Here is a 22,654-nt window from a genome sequence, read left to right on the forward strand (position 1 = left end):
CTCCTCGGTGCGCGATGCGTCGAGAGCCGGCGGTGGGAGACGTCCTCACCTGTCGGGCTCGGGATCGCCCAGCCAGCCCAGCAACTCGGCGTCGAACCGCTCCGGCTGCTCCTCGTGCGGGAAATGCCCCACTCCCTCGATGAGCCGCCAGTGGTACGGCGCGGCGACGTACCTGCCGGATCCCTGCGCCGTGCGCGGCAGCATGCAGGTGTCGAGCGCGCCGTGCAGCTGCAACGTCGGCATCTCGAGCTCGGTGCGCATGAGCCTGCGATAGCGCATGCCGTCCGGCCGGAGCTGCGAGCGGACGAACCAGCGGTCGTACTCAAGCGCGCAGTGGGCGACGGTGGGGATGCTGAAGGCGCCGCGGTACGTCGCGGCGGCGTCCTCCTCCAGCCCGCCCGGCCCCGACCACGAGTCGAGCAGCCGCCCCACCCGCGCGGCGCCGTGCCTGGTCAGCCGCCACTCCGGAAGCAGGGGAAGCTGGTGCCCCAGCAGGTGCCTGATGGCCTTGAACTGCCCGAACGGGTCGCCGAGGATCGCCTGCCGCAGCCGCAGGGGGTGCGGGGCGGACACGATGACCAGGCGCTGCACGACCTTGGGGTCGGTCGCGCCCATGGTCCATGCCACCAGGCCGCCCCAGTCGTGGCCGACGACCACGGCGCAGGTCTCGCCGAGCGCGCGGATCAGCCCGGCCATGCTCCCCGCGAGCGACGGCAGGTCGTACCCCCGGGGCGGCTTGTCGCTGGCGCCGTACCCCCGGAGGTCCACCGCGACGGCGCGGTAGCCGGCGCCCGCCAGGGACTCGAGCTGGTGCCGCCACGTCCACCAGAACTGCGGGAAGCCGTGCAGCAGCAGCACCAGCGGCCCGTCGCCGGCCTCCACGACGTGGAACATCCCGTTCCCCGCGTGGACGGACCGATGGGTCCACGGCCCGGGGATCCGGGTCAGCGACTCGTCAGGGCGCGCGATCATGGCGGGGCTCACAGGTCCGGGCGCGGACGCCCGGCGTCGCCGTCACCGGCGGCCGCGCCGTCAGGCGAACCGGACAGCGGCACGCGGTGGTGACCCACCTCTCCCGCCGTCGGGCCGCGGTACGGCTCGGGCGTCGGGCGGGGCGCGGGAGCCGGGAGGGCGGCGGACTCCTCCGCCTCCGGCCTGGCGGCGTCCTTGAGGTTCTTCAGGCTCCGGGCGGTGCGCTTCATCCCGGCGAGCCCTTTGAGCCGCCGGTAGCCGACGAACGCCAGCAGCGCCGCCATGACGAGGTAGAACACCGTGACGATCGTGAACGCCAGCCACTGCATCATGCCGAGCTGCACCAGGCCGTAGGCGATCGCGAACGAGGCGAGGATCAGGCACAGGTGCAGCATGAAGGCGGCCACGCCGAACAACCCGACGGCCGTGCCGACGCGTTTGGCGTCGAACTTCAGCTCGGCCTTGGCCAGTTCGATCTCTGAGCGGACCAGGGTCGAGATGTGGTGGCTCGCCTGGGCGACGAGGGCGCCGAGAGATTCCTCCTCGGGCGGAGCGGCCATGTGTGCTCTCCTATCGGATGTTGCGGTCACATTCATCCTGCGTGGTGTTCATCGTCCCGCCTCGCCATCCCGTTCGCCGCATCGGACTCGCGCATTCGTACCGGCGATCATGGGCCGCCGGCATGCGAGGTGCTGCCCCGGCAAGGGCGGCAGGAACGCCGCGGGTGCGGATCCGTGCCTCTTCGGCCGGATCCGCACCCTGACGATCACCCGCGGGCGACTCCCGTCATGGAAGCCCGCAGAACCCGGATCAGTCCTCGCTCGACGCGGAGGGGAGCTTCTCGGAGATCAGCTTCATCACGGAACTGTCGGCCAGAGTGGTGACGTCGCCGATGCTGCGGTTCTCCGCCACGTCGCGGAGCAGGCGGCGCATGATCTTGCCGGACCGGGTCTTCGGCAGTTCCGGCACCACCAGGATCTGGCGCGGCTTGGCGATCGGGCCGAGCGCCTTGGCCACGTGGTCGCGCAGTTCCTTGGCGATGTCCGCGCCCTCCTCGGCGCTGCCGCGCAGGATCACGAACGCCACGATGGCCTGGCCGGTGATCGGGTCGGTGGCGCCCACGACCGCGGCCTCGGCCACCTTGGGATGCGACACCAGTGCCGACTCCACCTCGGTGGTGGAGATGTTGTGACCGGACACCAGCATGACGTCGTCGACCCGGCCGAGCAGCCAAAGGTCGCCGTCCTCGTCGCGCTTGGCGCCGTCGCCGGGGAAGTACATGCCCTCGAAGCGCGACCAGTAGGTGTCGGCGTAGCGCTTGTCGTCGCCCCAGATGCCGCGGAGCATGGACGGCCACGGCTCGCGGATCACCAGGAAACCGCCGCCGCCGTCGGGCACCGACTCGGCCTGGTCGTCGACGACGTCTGCCACGACGCCCGGCAGCGGACGCATGGCGGCGCCCGGCTTGCCCGACGTCACGCCCGGCAGCGGGCTGATCATGATGGCGCCGGTCTCGGTCTGCCACCAGGTGTCCACGACCGGGCAGCGGTCACCGCCGATGTGCTCGCGGTACCAGACGTAGGCCTCGGGGTTGATCGGCTCGCCGACCGACCCCAGGACCCGCAGGGACGACATGTCGTACTTGGCGGGGAGATCGTCCCCCCACTTCATGAACGTACGGATCGCGGTCGGCGCGGTGTACAGGATCGTCACGCCGTACTTCTGCACGATCTCCCAGAAGCGCCCCTTGTGCGGGGTGTCCGGCGTGCCCTCGTAGATGACGCTCGTCGCGCCGTTGGCCAGCGGGCCGTACACGATGTAGGAGTGCCCGGTCACCCAGCCGATGTCGGCCGTGCACCAGTAGACGTCCGACTCGGGCTTGAGGTCGAACACCGCGTGGTGGGTCCAGGCGGTCTGGGTCAGGTAGCCGCCCGTGGTGTGCAGGATGCCCTTCGGATTGCCGGTCGTGCCGCTGGTGTAAAGGATGTACAGCGGGTCCTCGGCGTCGTGCTGCGCCGGCTCGTGCTCCTCGCTCTGGCGGTCGACGAGGTCGTGCCACCAGATGTCCTTGCCGGTCACCTGGACGTCCTGGCCGGTGCGGCGCACGACCAGCACGTGCTCGATGCCGGGGCACTCGGCGACGGCCTCGTCCACGGTCGGCTTGAGCGCGCTGGGCGCCCCGCGCCGGTAGCCGCCGTCCGCGGTGATGACGAGCTTGGCGTCGGCGTCCCGGATGCGCCCGCTCAGGGCGGTGGCGGAGAACCCGCCGAAGACGACCGAGTGGATCGCGCCGATGCGCGCGCACGCGAGCATGGCGATCGGCAGTTCGGGGATCATGGGCATGTAGATCGCGACCCGGTCGCCCTTGCCCACGCCCAGTTCGGTGAGGGCGTTGGACGCCTTGCTCACCTCGCGCCGCAGGTCGGCGTAGGTCAGCGTGCGGGAGTCGCCCTCGGGCTCGCCCTCCCAGTAGTACGCCACCTTGTCGCCGTCGCCCGCTTCGACGTGCCGGTCGACGCAGTTGTACGCGACGTTCAGCGTGCCGCCCAGGAACCACTTGGCGAAGGGCGGGTTCCACTCGAGAGTCGTCTCCCAGCGCCGCCCCCAACTCAGCCGCTCGGCCGCCCGCTCCCAGAAGGCGAGCCGGTCGTTCGCCGCATCGTCGTAGGCGTCGGCCGTGACGTTCGCGGCCGCGGCGAGATCCGCCGGTGGTGCGAAGCGCCGGTTCTCGCGCAGCAGGTTCGACAGAGTCTCCTGGGTCTCACGACCAGGGGTTTCCGGGGCCACAACGTACTCCTTCACATGGCCTGGCTCGATTGGGCTGCGTCCCACTTCACCAGTCTCGCGGTGGCGGGACAAGGGGGACGGACCGCTGAAGCCCATCGGAGGTGACATCCGCGGACGTTCACAACGGGCTTTACCGGCGGTCACAAAAGCAGCGGATTCGTTGCGGAAATGATATCCAACAATAAAAGCCGTGGGCACAGAAGGCCCATTCGGGGCATGCTCGTTGAACGGTGTGAACCGCGCGCCGAACGGCATCCCATTCGCCGGCCGGCGTCCTCCGGGGACGCCTATGGCGTCCCTGTGAACCCCGGTCCGTTCCGCCGGTACTTCCCTGATCTTCCCTTGACCCGCCGTTGACCTTCGCCGCCGTACGTCCGCATCGTACTCGCCGGTAGGGTCGGGAGGCGTGAGCGACCCACTGTCTGTCCTCGCCGGGCTACCCGGCGTCCCGGAGGCCGTCCAGAATGCCCGGGCGGCGGTCGACCGGCTGTACGGACATCGCGTGCTGCGCCGTCGCGGCCCAGAGGTGTCCGCGGAGTCCGCCCTGCGGGGCGCGCGCGCGTCGGCCGCGCTCGAAGGCGCCGACGTCGCGCTGGAGACGCTGCGGTCGGGGGAGGCCGGGTCGCCGGTCGCCGCCGGGGCGCTGCGCGCGTCCGCCGAGATCGGACGGCTCGGCGCCACCTGGCGCACGGCCCCGAGGCAGGTGCTCGCCCGCCTCCACGCCCTGGCCGCCGCGGGTCTCGTCCCCGACCCGCTCTTGGGCCGCCCGCGCACGGAGACCCCCGCCGACGAGCGGCCGCCCGCGACGGAGGCGGGTGACTCCTCCCGCGGCCCGGCTCCTGAGCGCCTGGGGGCCGGCGTCCTCGATCTCGGCCCCGTTCCGGACGCCGCCGCCGCGGCGGCGCGCGTCGCGTCGCTGGTGACCCTGATCACGACGCCGACGAAGGCCCCGGCGCTGGTGCTCGCCGCCATCGTGCACGCCGAGCTGGTCGCCGTCCGGCCTTTCGGCACCGTGGACGGCCTGGTGGCGCGCGCCGCCGAGCGGCTCACGCTCGTGGAGTTCGGGCTGGACCCCAAGTCGCTGGTGGCGGTCGAGGTCGGCCACCATGACCTTGGCGACGCGTACGCGGAGAGCCTGCGGGGGTACCTCAAGGGCACCGGCGAGGGCGTCGCGGGCTGGGTGCGGCACTGCGCCGCCGCCGTCGAACTCGGCGTCCGCGAGGCGACGGCCATCTGCGAGGCCCTGCAACGAGGCTGACCCTGGCGCTCGGCCTCCGGCGGACTCGGCGCTCGGCGTGCACTTGGCGCTCGGCGTCCGGCACGGCCAGGCCGGGAGAAACTTTCAATAGTGGCCGAACAGGCGAAGATCCTACACGGAACCGTGTGCGATGATGAAGCTTTTACGGCCCGGCCGGTGGAAGTGATACGGCTCTGAACGGCAGCGAACGGCGCCCCTGGTCTGGGACGCCGCCGCCAGTGCGCCACACCGGGTTACCAAGCGTGCACCTCATATCGTCGGAGCGGGTCAAGCCCGTCTCGACGCGCCTCCCGCGGCTGGTCGCGCGTGGGTACCCGGTGGTCGCACTCGAACACTCAGTCCGTGCAACCTTTCTACGTCGGATCTCGCCTGATGGGAACCCCTCAGAGCAAGACCTTTACCGACTTCTGCGCGTCCTGGGCGCCGGACGTGGGGCGGCCGGCGAGGTCGCGCGTGAGGCCCCGGCGAGCCATCTCGATGATCCTGACACGACAGGTGAAGCACTTTCGATCACCGACCGTGATCGGGCTCTGTCGGGGCGTTTTTCGCATACTTGTAGTAGCCGATCCGCTACGGCGGAAAAAAACTCGCGGAAATCAGAGATTGCTCCTCGACGGAACTCAAGTTCATCGGGCACCATACGTTGGTGTCCACATGACTGTGGCGTTGGTTCGCGGGTAGGATTTTTGCAGTCCCTTGCCGCGCCGCAGTCGGCGATGAAAGCTTTCTTCTGAAACGGGACCGGCTCTACCCCCCCGGAGCCGGACCGGTTGGCGACCCCCGCTCTCCCCCCCCGGCGGGGGTCGCCCTTTTTCTTGAAACATCAGGCTCAGTCCCCCACGGAGCCCGATACGGGGCGATCCGCGATACCCGCCCCTCCCGCGCCCCTCGGCGCACAGGTCACACGCCGCGCCTCCCCCACACTGGCGCAGCCCCGTTCGCGCTGCGCCGGTGCCGGGCCGTGCCACCGCTACGCCACTCGCGCTGCGCCACGCCGGGTCGCGCCGTGCCCGCAGTGGCCGTGCGGCGCCACCTGCCGCCCCCGTCCGTTCGACCTTCGAACTGGACCACGCGAACGTGGACATGATCAGCGCGGAGAGCAGCGGCGTATTCATCCTTCAGGCGGACTTGTCCACAGCAGGCGGTTGTCCACAGAACGACGTTCGGTGCTCTTGGCGGGGGCGGAGATCGGAGAAGGTGAGGGCTCCCAACGACAGGGAGGCCACACATGCACCGCCCACTGGTGATCACTGAAGATCAGGATCTGCTTGACGATCTTCTGAGGGTCGCGGCCGCCGCCGGGGTCGAGATCGACGTGGCGCATGCCGCGACGCACGCCCGGCCCTACTGGCAGCGGGCGCCGCTCGTCGTCGTGGGCGCCGACGCGGCCGACGCTCTCGCCGCGGCCGCGCCGCCACCACGGCAGGGCGTCCTGCTGGTCACCAGGGAGTCCGATGATCCCGCCGTCTGGCGAAGATGCGTGGCCGTGGGCGCCAAAGCGGTCCTGGAGTTGCCGGAGGCAGAAAGGCGGCTGGTCGACGAGTTCGCCGAGGCCTCCGAGCCGGTGATCCGGGCCGGTGACACGGTCTGCGTCATCGGAGGCAGCGGCGGCGCCGGGGCGAGCGTGCTCGCGGCATCCCTGGCCCTCACCGGGGCACGGCGAGGTCTGCGCACGCTTCTCGTGGACGCCGACCCCCTCGGCGGCGGCATCGACGTCATCCTCGGCCAGGAGCACGCCATCGGGGCACGGTGGCCCGACATCGTCGAGCGAGAGGGCCGGGTGAGCTTCACGGCCCTCCAGGCCGCCCTGCCGACGATGGGCGAGCTCACGGTGCTGTCATGGCATCGAGGCGAGTCGCCGCCCATCCCTCCTGAGGCGATGCGCACCGTTCTCGAGGCGGCGCACAGAGGGTGCGATCTCATCGTCGTGGATCTCCCGCGGCACGTCGGCCCCGCGTCGGGCGAGGCTCTCTCGCGGGCGGTCTCCACTCTGCTGCTCGTGCCCGCGGACGTACGCGGCGTGCTGTCCGCGTCGCAGATATTGATCGACATCAGCCGGCACACCTCCGCCCTCGGTGTCTTGGTCCGCGCCGGCGTGCTGCTCCCCGAGGTGATCGCTCACTCCCTCGGAGTTCCTTGTGTCGGCGTGCTCGAAGACCAGCGCGGGCTCGCCGACGTCCTGAACCGCGGCGACGCGCCGCCATTGGGCGACCGCACCCCCCTCGGCCGGTTCTGCATGGACTTTCTCACCACCTTGGAGTCCCGATGACGCCTCCGTCCCAACACGACCAGACCCTGATCGCGGGGGTCGTGCGGCCTTCCAAGCGGGCGACTCCGGCGGCGCCATCCCCGGTCCCGGCCTCGCCGAAGGGCCCCGGCGCACGCCGGGGATTCGCCCCACCATCGCTGAACGGGCGCTCCCGTCCTCCTCGTGGCATGCGAGTTCGCCGATGAACCGCACAGTGGTGTCCCCCGACCTGGTGGAGGCCGTCAGAGTCCGTCTGGCCCGCACAGGCGCCGAGCCGTCAGCCGCCCAGGTGGCCGCCGCGCTCCGTGCCGAGCGTGCCGTGCTGGGCGACGCCGAGGTTCTCGCCGTCGCCCGTGCCCTGCGCGCCGACCTCATCGGCGCCGGGCCGCTCGAACCCTTGCTGGCCGAGCCTGACGTCACCGATGTGCTCGTCAACGGTCCCCGTGACGTCTGGATCGATTCCGGTGACGGCCTGAGGCGTACCTCGGTCGTGTTCTCAGGCGACGACGAGGTGCGGCGGCTGGCCCAGAGGTTGGCCGCGGCCGCCGGCAGACGCCTTGACGACGCCTGTCCCTACGTCGACGCGCGACTGCCGGGCGGCGTACGCCTGCACGCGATCCTGCCGCCGGTCGCGTCCGAGGGCACATGTCTGTCCCTGCGGCTCCCACCGCGAAGATCGTTCACGTTGGAGGAACTCGTTCCCGGTCCAGGTGCCGCGGCGGTGCGCGCCATGGTCGTCTCACGTCTGGCGTTTCTCGTCACCGGGGGCACGGGAACTGGGAAAACCACACTCCTTTCGGGACTGCTGTCACTGGCTCACCCAAGTGAACGGTTGATCCTCGTGGAGGACTCCTCGGAGCTGCGCCCGATCCATCCGCATGTCGTCCGCCTGGAGACCAGGCCGCCCAACCTGGAAGGGGCCGGCGGGGTGGGGTTGCGCGACCTCGTCCGGCAGGCGCTCCGGATGCGGCCCGACCGGCTGGTCGTCGGCGAGGTGCGCGGAGCCGAAGTCGTCGATCTCCTTGCCGCGCTCAACACCGGCCACGATGGCGGATGCGGCACCCTGCATGCGAACAACCCCGCCGACGTGCCCGCGCGACTGGAGGCACTCGCCTGTGCTGCGGGCCTGTCGCGGGAAGCCGTCCACAGCCAGATCGCCGCGGCGCTCGACGCGGTGATCCACGTGATCCGCGATCCTGGCGGCGGCCGGCGCAGGGTCGCCGAGATATGCCTGATGGAACGCGAGCCATCCGGTTTCGTCCGCGTGGTCCCCGCGCTCACGTTCCCGGCGACCGGTGCTCCCCAACCCGGCCCAGCCCTGCCCGCCCTGCTCACCAGGGCGCCCAACGCCCTTCGATGACCACGATCGCCCACCACGAGAGACCTTCGATGCCAAGTCCCACAGCGCGCAGCGACGACCTTGCGGACGCCCGCTACAGGTTCGGTCCAGCAGCGAACGGCTGCTCGTTCCCAGTGGTGTCCTGGCGGTCTCTGAGCGCCACGCCGGCGCAGGTCGGTGTGGCTCCGCCGATGCCCGCGCGGTGCCCTGACGGCCGGATGCCTGTCGACGGCGCACGGTAGGCGGCCGACGGTACCTGCCGGAGTCGTGATCCCAAGGAGGGTCAGGTGCTCGCCATAGGTGTGATCCTGGTGGCTGTCGCAGTGGGGGTGTGGACGAGCCCCGATGCGGCGACCGTCCGGCTGCTCTCGCTGACGCGCCCCCGCGATCACGCACGATTGCCGTTCATCGGCCACTTGTCGCGCGTCGCCCGTCGGCAGAGCAAGGCACGACAGGTCGTCGCCTGGCGAAAGGCTTCGATCGAGCTGTGCCAGGCCGTCGTCGCCGAACTCGCGACCGGGCGGACGCCAGGGGATGCCCTGGCGCGGGCCGTGTCCTGCCTCGACCTTCCCGATCCTGCCGCCCTTCGTCCCGTCGTGGCCATCGCCAGGGATGGCGGGGACGTGGCGACGGCCCTGCGACGTGCCGCTCCGCAGCAGGGAGGCGAGGGGCTGCTGAGACTCGCCGCCTGTTGGCGTGTCAGCCTGGCCACGGGTGCGTCATTGACCGACTTGGTGGAACGCGTGGGTCGCTCGTTGCGCGAGGCCGAGGCACACCGCTCAGAGGTGGCGGCGCAGTTGGCCGGGCCACGTTCGACGGCTCGCCTGCTCGCGGGGCTTCCCGTGCTCGGCGTCTTGCTCGCGGCCGGCCTCGGACTGCGTCCGCTGGACTTCCTGCTCGGAAGTCCGGCCGGGTCTGCCTGTCTCGTCGCCGGTGTGCTGCTGGACGCGACCGGTCTCTGGTGGATGAACCGGCTCGTATCACACGCCCAAGAGGCAGGAACGTAAAGCGGAGCAGACGCAAGGCAAGGCAGAGGCAGGGACGTACGCCGAAGAAGGGAAGCAGTCTCACCTCTGGGCCGGCCACGGTCGGCCGGTCCTAGACCGATACGAACGATCGGGTGTCTTATGAGCTTCTTGCTCGCTGTGGCGTTCACCGTGCTTTCCGCGCTGTCCACATGGCTCTGGCTCACGCCGTGGGACGCGGGGGAACGGCTCGTCAAGATCGCCATGTTCCGGCTGCGACCAGATCCGGATGAGCATCATGGACAGCATGGTCCACGCCTACCGGCGGCGGCCCAGGTCGGCGCCCAAGGGCGTGATCGGCCGGGCCAGGCCCGCTTCCCGCACAGGCCGTCCCTCCGCCAGCGAGCAGGGGGCGACTTGCCCGGCTCGCGGTTGATTCCCCGTCCCGGACACCCGCTTGAGGGCCCGGCAGACTTTTCCCCTCCGGGCCCTCGAGCGGGGGGCGACTTGCCCGTCTCGCGGGCGATTCTCCGTCCCGGACACCCGCTTGAGGGCCCGGCAGACTCTTCCACTCCGGGCCCACGTGACGCCGTGCCCTCGGACCGACTTCACGTCGCGGCTCCGAGGCTGCCTCAGCGTCAGATCCACGGCCGGCAACCCTGGCCCAGCACGCCGACGATCACGCCGCCCACCCGCCGTCTGCCGATAGATCAAAGCGGGCCGAGGGGCATGGACAACCCCCTTCGCGCTGTGGTGCCGGGCATGTCTTCCCGGAGGGTCGGTGAGCGCCCCGGCGAAGCCCGTGGTGTGCCGGTTTTCCCATTTCCCGAAAGTGCTTCCGGGCTACCGGGACGGCAGGCGAGAAGGGGCCTTGGCTCGCTCACGTTCCGGGAGGCGATCCTCCCGGTCGTCGCGGCGGCGGGAGGCATGGCGCTCGTCGGTGGTGTGCCGGGAGTGGTCGGCGGGGCAGGCGCGGGCGTACTGCTACTGATCATCGGTCGCCGCAGACAACCTGGCGAGGTACGCCGGAGGCAGGCGCGCATCACAGTCGATCTTCCCTTCGCGGCCGATCTCATGGTGGCCTGTCTACGGGCGGGTCAGCCTGTGAGCGCTGCGGTACAGGCGGCCGCTACGGCGATCGGCGGTCCGCTCGGCGAGCGTCTGACATGGGTGACCGGCCAGCTGCGGCTCGGCGCCCGCCCCGAGGACGCCTGGTCGGCGCTCGAAGACGACCGGCCGCTCGCCGCCATGGCGCGTGGCATGCTCCGCGCCGCTCTTAGCGGGGCACCCGTCGCGGATGTGCTGTCCAGGCTCGCCGATGACGCTCGCCAGGACGCTCGTGCCGCATCTGCCGCCGCGGCACGGCGGGTGGGCGTTCAGGCGGTGGCGCCTCTCGGGCTCTGCTTCCTGCCGGCGTTCGTGCTCCTGGGGATAGTCCCGGTGGTGGCGGGTCTGGCCGGCCAGGTCTTCACTGACTGACAGAGAGATGACGTAGCCGGCGCGACGCCGCACGGCGCGCCGATGCATGCCCTCCACGCTCTTCGCAGCCCATCCTTGTACGAATGCCCTCCAACGCTTTCCACACAGGCGTCTGGGTGCGCTGCTCATCGCTCATCCTGGTACGCGCCGTCCTGGCAGCTCACAGGCGGTCTCCACACTTGTGGGCCCGTTCTTCCCGCGTGAAGCCGTGGCCTGTCCACAGGCTCGGGCCGACATTCAGAACTTGTCCACAGGCTTGGGCTGACATCTACAGGCTTGGCCCAGATGGGGCCGCCGTCCACATGCGCACCGGGATCGGCGAACTGTCCACGGGCGCAACCGGGAATCCGCAGGTTGTCCACAGGCATGGCCATGGACGGTGGACTGTCCACAGAACGCCGTTCGGCCAGGAAGAGCGCCACCTTGCTCGGACAAGCTGTTCTCGCCGGTCAGGGGCTGTACGGGTTCACCCGCACGGCCACGGTGACGACTCAAGGGGAGGTCCGATGCGCAGGTGGATTCGTCGATGGGGGCGGCGTGCACTCCAATCGATCCGGGGTGGGAAGGGGGCGGTGGTGCATCTTCGGCTGCGGCGCCTGCAGAGTCGCGTCCAGGCAGCCGCGTGCACGCTGGCCAAGGCGGCCCGCATGCGAGCACAGGCCGGAATGTCGACAGCGGAGTACGCGGTGGGCACGATCGCCGCCTGTGCCTTCGCCGGCCTGCTCTTCAAGATCGTGAGTAGCCCCGAGGTTCGCAAGATGCTGTCCGACCTCATCGGTCGTGCCTTGAGACTCGCCGGGTGAACCGCCGGCCGCCATGGCGGCCCACAGAGACGGCGTGAAGGCGACACGGCGGCCACGCCGGCCACGCCGGCCTCCGAGCGGGCTGCTCCTCCGCCTCCCGTGGGCGAACGCCATGTAGTCCAAGCGGACGTCGATGGGCCGAACGTGACGGCCGTGCGGTCGCGGCCGGATGTCGATGTGGAAGGCGGCGGTCGTGTGGTCGGAGCGATGTCGCTGTGCCGGAGAAGGCGTAAGGCGGCGGCCGTGCGGTCAGAGCGGGTGTCGCTGTGCCGGAGAAGGCGTAAGGCGGCGGGCCGGGTGGTTGGAGCGGGTGTCGATGTGCCAGAGAGGGCCTAAGGCGGCGGCCGGGTGGTCAGGGCGGGTGCCGATGTGCTGGAGAAGGCGTCCGTCTCGCGGGCGATGCGAGTCCGGGTCGGTGACGGCCGAGACGGCGGTCGCGCTCCCCTCGCTGGCGCTGGTGCTGGGAGCTGCCCTGTGGGCTGTCACGGCGGTGGGTGCTCATCTCGAGTGTGTGGACGCTGCTCGGGCGGCGGCCAGGGCGGCCGCCCGTGGTGAGGCGCTGGAGGCTGTCCGGCAGGTCGCCGGTCGTGCCGCCCCACCGGGCGCAGTCGTCTCGGTCACCCGCGACGCGGGGCTGAGCCGTGTGACGATCACGGCCTTCATCCGCCCGAGCTGGGCCATTGGCATGCCGCCGGTTCATGTGGGTGCTTCGGCCACCTCCGCCACCGAGTGGGGAGTCGATGATGCCGTCACGGAGGAGAGCCGGGCATCGGCTGATCGCCTGGGCGTACAACCATGACCGTCGTAGGGAGGAAACGGACGTGTACCGGCGAACGGTGGCAGGCGATCGCGGGGCGGGCACCATCTGGGTCGTCGCGTTCATGACGTTGATCTGGTTCACGGCCGCCACGTTGGTCCTGGTGGGGGCCGCGCGCATCGCGCGTCATCGAGCCCAGGCGGCGGCCGATCTCAGCGCTCTGGCGGGGGCGAGCCGGGCCCTCGCCGCTCCGGACACCGCGTGCAGGCACGCCCGTGACCTTGCGTCCGCCAACCACGCCTCGATCACGCGATGCCTCGTTCATGGGACGGTGGTGGTCGTGCGAGTGCAAGTCCCCCTGCGGCTCCCATGGTTCGCTGACCGTTACGCCTCCGCGGAAGCCCGCGCAGGCCCCAGATAGCCCCAATCCAGCCATCCAGCCCGCTTCGGCCCGGTCCGCCGTGCGCGTTCGGCTTGGTCCGCCGACCAGCTCGGTTCGGCTGGTCCCCGATCCGACGCGGTAGCGCCACTCCTGATGTCCCTGCCCTCGGGGTTCAGGATGGCTCGGGGGTGGGAGGGGGGAGGAGGGTGGCGAGGAGGTGGATGGCTCCTTGTTTGTCGAGGGGGTCGTTGCCGTTGCCGCACTTGGGGGACTGGATGCAGGAAGGGCATCCGCGTTCGCACTCACAGGAGGCGATGGCCTCGCGGGTGGCCGTGAGCCAGTCGAAGGCGCGGGCGTAGCCGCGTTCGGCGAAGCCCGCTCCGCCCTCGTGGCCGTCGTAGACGAAGACCGTCATGAGACCGGTGTCAGGGTGCAACTCGGTGGAGACGCCGCCGATGTCCCAGCGGTCGCAGGTGGCGAACAGCGGGAGCAGGCCGATGGAGGCGTGTTCGGCCGCGTGCGCCGCGCCGCCGAGGTCCAGGCCCTCGGCCCGCAGGGGCGCCACGACGCTCTCGGGGAGGGTCCACCACACTGCGCGGGTGCGCAGGGTGCGCGGCGGCAGGTCCAGGGGTTCCTCGCCGAGCACCTCGCCGGTCTTGACGCGGCGCTTGAGGAAGGAGACGACCTGCCGGGTGACCTCCACCGTCCCGAAGTGCAGTTCGCCCGGTCCGAAGGCGTGGGAGCGCAGGGACTCCAGCACGGAGATGTCGGTGACGTCCCTGGCGAAGGTGGAATAGTCGGGCTCGGCCGCCGACACCAGGGCGACGCCCGCGTCCAGGTCCAGCTCGTCGACCAGGTAGGTGTCGCCCTGGTGGATGTGGACGGCGCCGGTGTGGACGGCGGTGTGGGCCGAGGGCTCGTCGACGGTGCCGAGCAGCCGCCCCGTGGAGAGTTCCACGACCTCGATCGGAGGCCCGCCGGAGCCTCTGATGTCGGCCAGGTCCGCGGCGCGTTCGCGGCGCGTCCAGAACCAGCCTTGAGGGCGGCGCCGCAGCATGCCGCGCTGGACGAGGTCGTCGAGCACCTCCTCCGACGACGGGCCGAACACCGGCAGGTCGGCCTCGGTCAGCGGGATCTCGGCCGCCGCCGCGCACAGGTGGGGGCCTAGGACGTACGGGTTGTCGGGGTCGAGCACGATGGCCTCCACCGGCCGGCCGAACAGGGCCTGCGGGTGGTGGACGAGGTAGGTGTCCAGCGGGTCGTCACGGGCGATCAGCACGGCGAGGGCGTCCTGACCGTCGCGCCCGGCGCGTCCCGCCTGCTGCCACAGGGACGCGCGTGTGCCGGGCCATCCCGCGATGAGCACGGCGTCCAGTCCGGAGACGTCGATGCCGAGCTCCAGGGCGTTGGTCGTGGCCAGGCCGGTGATCTCGCCCGATCGCAGCGCCCGCTCCAGGACGCGTCTGTCCTCGGCGAGGTATCCGGCCCGGTAGGCCGCCACCTTGGCCGGGAGCTCGGGCGAGACCTCCTCCAGGTTTCCCCGGGCGATCAGCGAGATCGTCTCCGCGGCGCGGCGCGACCGGACGAACGCCAGGGTGCGGACGTCCTCGATGACCAGATCGGTGAGCAGGTCGGCGGCCTCGGCCGTCACCGTGCGCCTGACCGGGGCGTCCCCTTCGCCCCGCAGGTCGGTCAGAGGCGGCTCCCACAGCGCGAACGTCGTGGAACCCCTGGGAGAGGCGTCCGTGGTCACCTCGGCCATCTCAAGGCCTGTCAGGCGCATCGCCGCGGCGGCGGGGTCGCTGACGGTGGCGGAGACCAGCATGAACACCGGACGAGAGCCGTATTTGCCGCATATCCGGCGAAGACGCCGCAAGATCTGCGCCACGTGCGACCCGAAGACGCCGCGGTACCCGTGGCACTCGTCCACGACGACCATCTTCAGCCGCCGCCAGAACGACGACCACGCCGCGTGCCGCGGCAGCATCGACCGGTGCAGCATGTCGGGGTTGGTCAGCACGTAGTTCGCGTGCCGGCGCACCCACTGGCGCTCGTCGGGCGGGGTGTCGCCATCGTAGGTGGCGGCGCGCACCTGGGCGAGCTTGAGATCTCGCACCGACCGCAGTTGGTCGGCGGCCAGGGCCTTCGTCGGCGTCAGGTAAAGAACCGAGCCCCCGGACAGTATCTCGGACACGGCCGGCACGAGGTAGGCCAAAGATTTCCCCGAGGCGGTACCCGTGGAGATGATCACGTTTTGGCCACGATGTACCAGCTCAGCAGCGGTTGCCTGGTGCTCCCACAGGCCTTCGACGCCCGCATTTCGCAGTCGGCTGACAAGCAACTCGTCAACCCAGGGGGGCCAGTGGGCTCTACCACCCTGACGTGCGGGAACGTACTCTACATGTGTGATGCGCTCACGGCGCGAGGGTACGCCGAGCAGACGAGCGAGGATCGGGTCCGCTCGCCGTGAGGATGATGTAGTCGGAGTCACTGGTTTCCAGTTTGGCATCTTGGGGGAGAGTCGCCCGGAGTCGTGATTTCGTATAGACACGAAGGCGGGGCGTGGTTGAATGCCGCGCGTCAGGGTATTGCGCGCTGGGACTTGGGGTCCCAGCATGTCAGACCCCTCGTCGTGGACTCAGCAGGCAAGGCGCTGGAGGATCTGTGGATCTGAAGTTGGACCACCACACTGAAGACCGACTCACCATCGTGGAAGTCGAGGGTGAGATCGATGTCTATACCGCGCCGAGGCTGCGTGAGCTGCTGATCGACCTGGTCAACAAGGGCAACTTCCACCTTCTCGTCAACATGGAGAAGGTGGACTTCCTGGACTCCACCGGGCTCGGTGTCCTGGTCGGCGGGCTCAAGCGCGTTCGGGCGCACGACGGCTCCCTGGAGCTCGTCTGTACGCAGGAGCGCATCCTGAAGATCTTCCGGATCACCGGTCTGACGAAGGTCTTCGGGATTTACGCCTCGGTCGAAGAGGCCAAGGAAGCTCACGGCCGAGACAAGTAGTCATGGCCACCGTCGAGCTGACGTTCAGTGCACTTCCGGCTCATGTGCGCACCGCGCGGCTGGTCGCGACGGCCATCGCGCGACGCACCGGAGTCGCGGAGGCCCTGCTGGACGAGGTGCGGCTCGCTGTGGGCGAGGCCTGCTCGCGGGCAGTGGAGGCACATCGCGTCCACTGCCCGGGCGAGCCGATCCGCATCGAGTTGTGCGACGATTCAGGGCGCTTCGAGGTCACTGTCACCGACTCGGCACCGAGCGACGATCTCGAACAGGCATACAAGGACGAGGACGAGCTGCCGACGGCCGTCAACGGCACCGCGTTGGCCAGCCTGCTCCCCGCCGACACGCTGATGTCCGGGTTCGGCATCGCCGTCATCGCCGCGCTGGCCGATGACGTCGAGGTGTATCCGAGTGCCAAAGGACTGCGGATCAGGATGAGCTGGCCCGCCGCGGCCACCGGGTTCGCCACCACCTGAGCGGTGGGCGGACACCGGGGTAGCTTCTCGCTCGTAGCGGCCACCTGAGGCTCCCCTCAGGCGGCCGGCCGAGCTCTTCCCCGCCGCTCCTCACCTTTCGAGCGTCTCTGGCCGACCGCCGTCCTTTCGAGGGCTTACTCGCGCGTCGGCCCACCTCCACGATCGCGCCCGAGCGTTTCGTGCGCGTTCCCCTGCCTGCGGTCGCCGCCGGGCGTCTCGCGGGCCCGTGAGGCCCGCGCTCGCAGGAGGAGCCGCCGGCCGGGACTCGTGAGGTGCTTCGGGATGACATATCAAGAACTTCACGAGGGTGCCGCGCGGGGCGGCTGAGGCGTTCCCGCATGTCAACGGCGGTTTAGGGACATAATAATTCGGCAATGATTGGCCGACCGTAACCCGGCCGTCGTTCGCTCTGACACCGGGAAAACCGCGATGTTGCTGGGCAAAGCCGCGCAGCTTACTGGACTGGTCCCTAATTGGCTGGTGGAAGAGGCTTCATATCTGGCCTGTGCCTGCGTAGACTCCCGGCACCGGCCAAGGTTTTGTCCCCGCAGATCAACGTCGCCCTGCGGGAAGGTCTGCGGACGCTACCGGAAGCGGCACTGCCAATCCAGCTCGGATTCGCGCCGCCCCCCGACTGACTCGCAGCGCGGTCTGGGCATGGACCTACCCGTCTGGCCGAGGAGGACGGATGTCTAGGCTCAATCTCGCCGCTGACGACGCCGCAGCGGTATCCCTTAGTGGCTCCCATCTCACCATCGTGGTCGTGGTGGCCGCGGTGGCGTTGCTGGCGCTCGCCGTAGCGGGCGGCCTCGTACGCGAGGTGCTCGCCGCAGGTCAAGGCACCGAACGAATGCAGAACATCGCGCGAGCGGTCCAGGAAGGCGCCGCCGCGTATCTGACGCGACAGTTCAGAACGCTTGCGCTATTTGTGGTGCTCATCCCGTTCCTGCTGTTGCTTCTCCCCTCCGAGTCGACCGGCGTCGCCATCGGTCGCTCGGTCTTCTTCGTGGTCGGTGCGGCATTCTCCGCGCTGACCGGATTCATGGGCATGTGGCTGGCCGTGCGGGGCAATGTCCGCGTGGCCGCCGCGGCCCGCGAGGCGGGTGAGAAGCCCGCGATGCGCATCGCCTTCCGTACCGGTGGCGTGGCGGGCATGTTCACCGTCGGGCTCGGCCTGCTGGGCGCCGCGATCGTGGTGTTCATCTACAAGGGCGACGCGCCGAGCGTCCTTGAGGGCTTCGGCTTCGGCGCCGCGCTCCTCGCGATGTTCATGCGAGTCGGCGGCGGCATCTTCACCAAGGCGGCCGACGTGGGCGCCGACCTGGTCGGCAAGGTCGAGCAGGGCATTCCCGAGGACGACCCGCGCAACGCCGCCACCATCGCCGACAACGTGGGCGACAACGTCGGCGACTGCGCCGGCATGGCGGCCGACCTGTTCGAGTCGTACGCGGTCATGCTGGTCGCGAGCCTCATCCTGGGCAAGGCCGCCTTCGGCACCGAGGGCCTGGTCTTCCCGCTGATCGTGCCCATGATCGGTGTGCTCACCGCGATCATCGGCATCTTCACCACCGCGCCGCGCGGCGGCGACCGCAACGGCATGGCGGCGATCAACCGCGGCTTCTTCATCTCGGCGGCGATCTCCGCGATCCTGGTGGCCGTGGCGGCGTACGTCTACCTGCCCGGTTCGTTCTCGCAGCTGAGCGGCGTCAGCCCGGCGATCGCCGGCCTCGGGTCCGACCCGCGGCTGATCGCCATCGGCGCCGTGCTCATCGGTCTGGTGCTGGCCAGCGCGATCCAGGTGCTCACCGGCTACTTCACCGAGACCAACCGCCGCCCGGTCAGGGAGATCGGCGAAAGCTCGCTCACCGGTCCGGCCACCGTCATCCTGTCCGGCATCTCCGTCGGCCTGGAGTCGGCGGTCTACTCGGCGCTGCTCATCGGCGGCGCGGTGTACGGGGCGTTCCTGCTGGGCTTCGGCAACGTGACCGTGGCGCTGTTCGCGGTGGCCCTGGCCGGCACCGGCCTGCTCACCACCGTCGGCGTGATCGTGTCCATGGACACCTTCGGCCCGGTCTCCGACAACGCGCAGGGCATCGCCGAGATGTCCGGCGACGTCGAGGGCGAGGGCGCCCGCATCCTCACCTCCCTCGACGCGGTCGGCAACACCACCAAGGCGATCACCAAGGGCATCGCGATCGCGACCGCCGTGCTCGCGGCGACCGCGCTGTTCGGCTCCTTCCGGACCGCGGTCGAAGGCCAGCTCGCCGCCGCGGGAGCCGGCGTCAAGGACGCGCTGGGCTCGTTCAGCAGCTTCAGCCTCAGCGTCGACTCGCCGAACGTGCTCGTCGGCCTGATCATCGGCGCCGCGGTCGTGTTCCTGTTCTCCGGGCTCGCGATCAGCGCGGTCGGCCGGGCGGCCGGCCGGGTCGTGTTCGAGGTCCGCGAGCAGTTCCGTACCAAGCCGGGCATCATGACCGGCGACGAACTGCCCGACTACGGCCGCGTCGTGGACATCTGCACCCGCGACTCGCTGCGCGAGCTGGCCACACCCGGCCTGCTCGCCGTCATGACGCCGATCGCGGTCGGCTTCGCCCTCGGGTACGCGCCTCTCGGCGCCTACCTCGCGGGCGCGATCGCCGCGGGCACGCTGATGGCGGTCTTCCTGGCCAACTCGGGCGGCGCCTGGGACAACGCCAAGAAGCTCGTCGAGGACGGCCACCACGGCGGCAAGGGTTCGGCGGCCCACGAGGCCACGGTCATCGGCGACACCGTCGGCGACCCGTTCAAGGACACCGCCGGTCCGGCGATCAACCCGTTGATCAAGGTCATGAACCTCGTGGCCCTGCTCATCGCCCCGGCCGTCGTGACCTACGCCGACAACGCCCCGCTGCGCATCGGTGTCACGGTGGTCACGGTCGCGATCGTCGTCGGCGCCATCCTGGTCTCCAAGCGGCGTTCGACCAGCATCGCCCCCTCGGGCGGCGCGCCGGCCGAGAAGGTCGAGACCGAGAAGGTGCCGAGCTGAAGGTCGGGCGAGGCCTGACCGTCCGCTGAGGCGGCGGCGGTCGAGGTATCGACGGTCGATGCCACGGCATGACGGCCAAGGCGCGATGACAAAGGTGTGACGGAAGTACGGCTACCGCCCGAGCTGGGGCGGTAGCCGTACGCGTGTAATGGGATAGTTGGGGGAGTGAACACGCTCATCGTCCTGAGACATGCCAAGGCCGCGCACGTGCCCGGACTGGCCGACCGGGAACGCCCTCTCACCGATCGCGGCGAGCGCGACGCCGAGCGGGCCGGCGAGACGATCAGACGGCTCGGGCTGGCCCCGGAGCTCGTGCTGTGCTCCCCGTCCGCCCGCACCAGGCGCACGGCCGAGCTCGCGCTGGCCGGCCTCGCCTCGGAGGCGCCCGTCCACGTCGAGAGCGAGATCTACGAGGCGTATCCGGACGAGCTGCTGGAGCTCGTCGGCCGGACCGACGGCGAGGTGTCCACCCTGCTGCTGGTGGGGCACAACCCCGGGGTGCACGAGCTGGTCCTGAACCTCACGCTCTCGCACGACGACGACGGCTTCCCGCCCGGAGCCTTCGCGGTGCTGGAAACCGGCCCCTGGGCCGAGCTGGGCCCCGGAGACGGCCGCATGGTCACCCGCTGGAGTCCCAAGGACGCCTGACCCAGGACGACCGCGGGCTCCGCGGGAGACCGGCGGTCGCCGGGTCAGCTGGTGGGGCGGGCCGTGAGGCCGTCCTCGGCGTCGGCGGCCTCCACCTCTTCGCGGGAGATGCCGAGCAGGTACAAGATGGCGTCCAGATACGGGACGTTCACCGCCGCGTCGGCCGCCTGCCGCAGCACCGGCTTGGCGTTGAACGCGATGCCCAGGCCGGCGGCCGCGATCATGTCGAGGTCGTTGGCGCCGTCGCCGATGGCCACCGTCTGGCTGATCGGGATGCCCGCCTGCTGGGCGAACCGTTCGAGCGCCCGCGCCTTGCCGGGACGGTCGACGATCTCGCCGACCACCCGCCCGGTGAGCTTGCCGTCGACGACCTCCAGGGTGTTGGCGGCGGAGTAGTCGATGCCCAGTTCGGTGACGAGCGAGTCGGTGATCTGGGTGAAGCCGCCGCTGACGATGGCGAAGCGGTAGTCGAGCCGCTTGAGCGTGCGCACCAGCGTGCGGGCGCCGGGCGTGAGCACGACCTCCTTGCGCACCCGCTCGAAGACCTCCTCGGGCAGCCCTTCGAGCAGGGCGACGCGCTCGCGCAGGGAGGCGGCGAAGTCGAGCTCGCCGCGCATGGCCGCCGTGGTGATCTTCTCGACCTCGTCCATGCACCCGGCGTGCGCGGCGAGCAGCTCGATGACCTCGGCCTGGATGAGCGTGGAGTCGACGTCCATGACGATCAGCCGCTTGGCCCTGCGATGCAGGCCGGAGCGCTGCACGGCGACGTCCACCTGCTGGAGCACGGCCTCGGCGGTCAGCGCGGTGCGCAGCTCGCCGGGGTCGGCGCCGGAGATCGCCAGCTCGATGCAGGTGATCGGCAGATGCGCGAGCCGTTCGATGCGGTCGATGTTGGCCCCGGCGGCGGCGATGCGGCCCGCGATGCCCGCCAGGGCGGCCGGCTGCAGCGGGTTGCCCAGGACGGTGACGTGGAGGCGGCCGCGGCGGCGCTTCTCCTTCAGGTCGGAGCCGGTGGTGAGCTCGACCTCCATGCCGAGGTCCTCCGCGACGCGCTCGACGGCGGCCCACATGGCGCCGAGGGTGCCGCCGGTGCCGGTCGGCGGACCGCCCGCGTAGGCGACGAGGACGCCGAGCACGAGCCGGCCGCGGATGACGACCTGCTCGACGTCGGCCACGGTCACGGGGAAGGAGGCCAGCACGGTGAACAACCGGGAGGTCACTCCGGGTCGGTCAGGGCCGGTCAGCGTGATCAAAAGCGTGCGCTGCTTCATCGCGGACAACGCTACCGACCGCTCAGGGTGCGCGTGCAAGCGGTTCACCATACGGACGGCCGATGGCCATCTCCTCATGTTTTCATGGGGCGTTCACAGGAGGAGGCAGCCCATGACCGAGGTGGTCGCCGGCGACTCGCCGAGCCCTCCCGGCCGGGCATTCGGCGGGGCGTGCTGACGGACGCGCGGTGCCGGTACACCGTCTAGCCGGCCAAGGACGCCGCCGACGTGCGGGCGGCCCAGCGGCGGGCGCCCCGGTCAGGCCGATGGCGCTGCGGTTTCGCGATCGGGCCGGCCGACCGGCGACCGGCCCGTCGTTCGTGGGCGACGACATCCTGCTCGCCTCCCTGGCCAGGGTGGTCTCGGCCAGGGGGCTCGTCGTCGAGGTGACGGCCTTCCCCGTCATCGCGCAGCGGGGCGGCGTCACCGGGCGCGCGCTCGCGGCTCTCGCCCACGACACGGTGCTGAGAGACCCCGTGCGCCGGAACGACCACGTCCCGCTCGCCGCCTAGCGCGGACGCCGCCGGTGCACGGAGAGCACCGGCGGCTCAGGCCGGGTGGCGGGGCGGAAGGGGTCCCCCGGCGTCGGCGGTGTCCGGGAGAGGTCAGCGGACCTTGGTCGTGACCTTCTTGGTGTAGTAGAAGCTCTTGACGCCCACGTTGTCGAGCTCGTCGCGCCGCAGGTCCTCCGCGCCGGTCGGCCAGTTCCACGAGTTCACGCCGAGCCTCGCGGTCACGCTGCCCTTGACGCTCTTCTTCAGCTTGACCTCGATGGTCAGCCAGTCGCTCTCGCCCTTCTCCAGCTCGTAGGGCGACCAGCACCAGAACCCGTCGTAGTAGAAGTCGCACTCGACGCCCTTCGGGCCGTCGTAGTAGACCGTGCCGGTGCGGCCCTTGGGAAGGGTGCCGCCGAGGTAGTACGAGTCGGCCACCCAGGGGCCCTTGTTGATGCCCTTGATGCGGTAGACGAGCGTCCCGCCGCGCTTGACCGTCTTGGGGGCCTTCACCGTGACGGAGAAGGCCGAGTAGGGCTCGTCGGCGGTGGTCCGCGCCGTGCTCTTCGCCGTCGCGCTCGACGCTGTCGCGCCCGAGACCTTCGTGGCGGAGGCGGAGGCGGAGGCGGGGGCCGGGGCGGCGGAGGCCGGGGTCGCGGCGAACAGCAGGACGCCCGCGAGCGGGGCGGTCGCGAGCGTGGCCGCGATCTTGCCATGGGGGTGGCGCATTGCGCGTCT

The 22,654-nt window shown here is 70.4% G+C and carries 19 protein-coding genes; 13 read left to right on the top strand and 6 right to left on the bottom strand.

What is annotated here, in order from left to right; genetic code table 11:
• Positions 1–45: 45 nt before the first annotated feature.
• The 3 genes from ACZ6QO_RS10380 to acs all read right to left on the bottom strand — a co-directional run bounded on the left by ACZ6QO_RS10380 (position 46) and on the right by acs (position 3,759).
• On the bottom strand, positions 46–972 hold the full coding sequence (locus tag ACZ6QO_RS10380) for an alpha/beta fold hydrolase (protein ID WP_465849505.1): 927 nt from the start codon (positions 970–972) through the stop codon (positions 46–48).
• A gap of 8 nt (positions 973–980) precedes the next feature.
• Positions 981–1,532 (bottom strand): phage holin family protein, encoded by a 552-nt coding sequence (locus ACZ6QO_RS10385; protein WP_465849506.1) that lies wholly within the window; start codon positions 1,530–1,532, stop codon positions 981–983.
• A 250-nt stretch (positions 1,533–1,782) separates the two neighbouring features.
• The gene (gene acs / locus ACZ6QO_RS10390) at positions 1,783–3,759 is read right to left on the bottom strand and encodes an acetate--CoA ligase (RefSeq protein ID WP_465849507.1); all 1,977 of its coding nucleotides are present in this window, start codon (positions 3,757–3,759) and stop codon (positions 1,783–1,785) included.
• 406 nt (positions 3,760–4,165) lie between these two features.
• On the opposite strand from acs, the gene ACZ6QO_RS10395 reads away from it, so the two are divergent.
• The 8 genes from ACZ6QO_RS10395 (at position 4,166) to ACZ6QO_RS10430 (ending at position 13,029) form a co-directional block, all read left to right on the top strand.
• The gene (locus ACZ6QO_RS10395) at positions 4,166–5,017 is read left to right on the top strand and encodes a Fic family protein (protein WP_465849508.1); all 852 of its coding nucleotides are present in this window, start codon (positions 4,166–4,168) and stop codon (positions 5,015–5,017) included.
• 1,228 nt (positions 5,018–6,245) lie between these two features.
• A complete protein-coding gene (gene ssd, locus ACZ6QO_RS10400) occupies positions 6,246–7,286 on the top strand; it encodes a septum site-determining protein Ssd (RefSeq protein ID WP_465849509.1) in 1,041 nt (346 codons plus the stop codon).
• A 181-nt stretch (positions 7,287–7,467) separates the two neighbouring features.
• Complete coding sequence (locus tag ACZ6QO_RS10405) at positions 7,468–8,625, top strand: TadA family conjugal transfer-associated ATPase (protein WP_465849511.1); 1,158 nt, start codon at positions 7,468–7,470, stop codon at positions 8,623–8,625.
• A 266-nt stretch (positions 8,626–8,891) separates the two neighbouring features.
• Complete coding sequence (locus tag ACZ6QO_RS10410) at positions 8,892–9,611, top strand: type II secretion system F family protein (RefSeq protein WP_465849513.1); 720 nt, start codon at positions 8,892–8,894, stop codon at positions 9,609–9,611.
• Positions 9,612–10,496: 885 nt separating this feature from the next.
• Positions 10,497–11,048, top strand: a complete 552-nt coding sequence (locus ACZ6QO_RS10415) for a type II secretion system F family protein (RefSeq protein WP_465849515.1) — start codon at positions 10,497–10,499, stop codon at positions 11,046–11,048.
• A 575-nt stretch (positions 11,049–11,623) separates the two neighbouring features.
• On the top strand, positions 11,624–11,851 hold the full coding sequence (locus ACZ6QO_RS10420) for a DUF4244 domain-containing protein (RefSeq protein WP_465849516.1): 228 nt from the start codon (positions 11,624–11,626) through the stop codon (positions 11,849–11,851).
• A 367-nt stretch (positions 11,852–12,218) separates the two neighbouring features.
• Positions 12,219–12,650: a TadE family type IV pilus minor pilin gene (locus ACZ6QO_RS10425; RefSeq protein WP_465849517.1), complete on the top strand. Its 432-nt coding sequence runs from the start codon at positions 12,219–12,221 to the stop codon at positions 12,648–12,650.
• Positions 12,595–13,029, top strand: a complete 435-nt coding sequence (locus tag ACZ6QO_RS10430) for an Rv3654c family TadE-like protein (protein ID WP_465849695.1) — start codon at positions 12,595–12,597, stop codon at positions 13,027–13,029. Before ACZ6QO_RS10425 ends, ACZ6QO_RS10430 begins: the two co-directional genes overlap by 56 nt.
• Positions 13,030–13,162: 133 nt before the next feature.
• Here the strand turns inward: ACZ6QO_RS10430 and ACZ6QO_RS10435 are convergent, their stop codons facing one another.
• Entirely contained in the window at positions 13,163–15,499 is a 2,337-nt protein-coding gene (locus tag ACZ6QO_RS10435) for a DEAD/DEAH box helicase (protein WP_465849519.1), read from the bottom strand.
• Positions 15,500–15,654: 155 nt separating this feature from the next.
• Here ACZ6QO_RS10435 and ACZ6QO_RS10440 point away from each other — a divergent pair, with 155 nt between their 5' ends.
• The 4 genes from ACZ6QO_RS10440 (at position 15,655) to ACZ6QO_RS10455 (ending at position 20,151) form a co-directional block, all read left to right on the top strand.
• Positions 15,655–16,005, top strand: coding sequence for an STAS domain-containing protein (locus ACZ6QO_RS10440; protein WP_114029683.1), 351 nt, complete (start codon positions 15,655–15,657; stop codon positions 16,003–16,005).
• Positions 16,006–16,007: 2 nt separating this feature from the next.
• Complete coding sequence (locus ACZ6QO_RS10445) at positions 16,008–16,478, top strand: ATP-binding protein (RefSeq protein ID WP_380836602.1); 471 nt, start codon at positions 16,008–16,010, stop codon at positions 16,476–16,478.
• A 688-nt stretch (positions 16,479–17,166) separates the two neighbouring features.
• Complete coding sequence (locus ACZ6QO_RS10450; protein ID WP_465849521.1) at positions 17,167–19,503, top strand: sodium-translocating pyrophosphatase; 2,337 nt, start codon at positions 17,167–17,169, stop codon at positions 19,501–19,503.
• A 165-nt stretch (positions 19,504–19,668) separates the two neighbouring features.
• Positions 19,669–20,151, top strand: coding sequence for a SixA phosphatase family protein (locus tag ACZ6QO_RS10455; RefSeq protein WP_465849523.1), 483 nt, complete (start codon positions 19,669–19,671; stop codon positions 20,149–20,151).
• Between the two features lie 44 nt (positions 20,152–20,195).
• Here the strand turns inward: ACZ6QO_RS10455 and serB are convergent, their stop codons facing one another.
• Positions 20,196–21,422 (bottom strand): phosphoserine phosphatase SerB, encoded by a 1,227-nt coding sequence (serB, locus tag ACZ6QO_RS10460; protein ID WP_465849525.1) that lies wholly within the window; start codon positions 21,420–21,422, stop codon positions 20,196–20,198.
• Between the two features lie 266 nt (positions 21,423–21,688).
• Between serB and ACZ6QO_RS10465 the strand changes: the two genes are divergently transcribed.
• Entirely contained in the window at positions 21,689–21,934 is a 246-nt protein-coding gene (locus ACZ6QO_RS10465; protein ID WP_465849527.1) for a hypothetical protein, read from the top strand.
• A gap of 93 nt (positions 21,935–22,027) precedes the next feature.
• Here ACZ6QO_RS10465 and ACZ6QO_RS10470 read toward each other — a convergent pair whose 3' ends face one another.
• The gene (locus ACZ6QO_RS10470; RefSeq protein ID WP_465849529.1) at positions 22,028–22,645 is read right to left on the bottom strand and encodes a hypothetical protein; all 618 of its coding nucleotides are present in this window, start codon (positions 22,643–22,645) and stop codon (positions 22,028–22,030) included.
• Positions 22,646–22,654 lie beyond the last annotated feature (9 nt).

The organism is Sphaerisporangium sp. NPDC049457 (genome assembly GCF_055586705.1).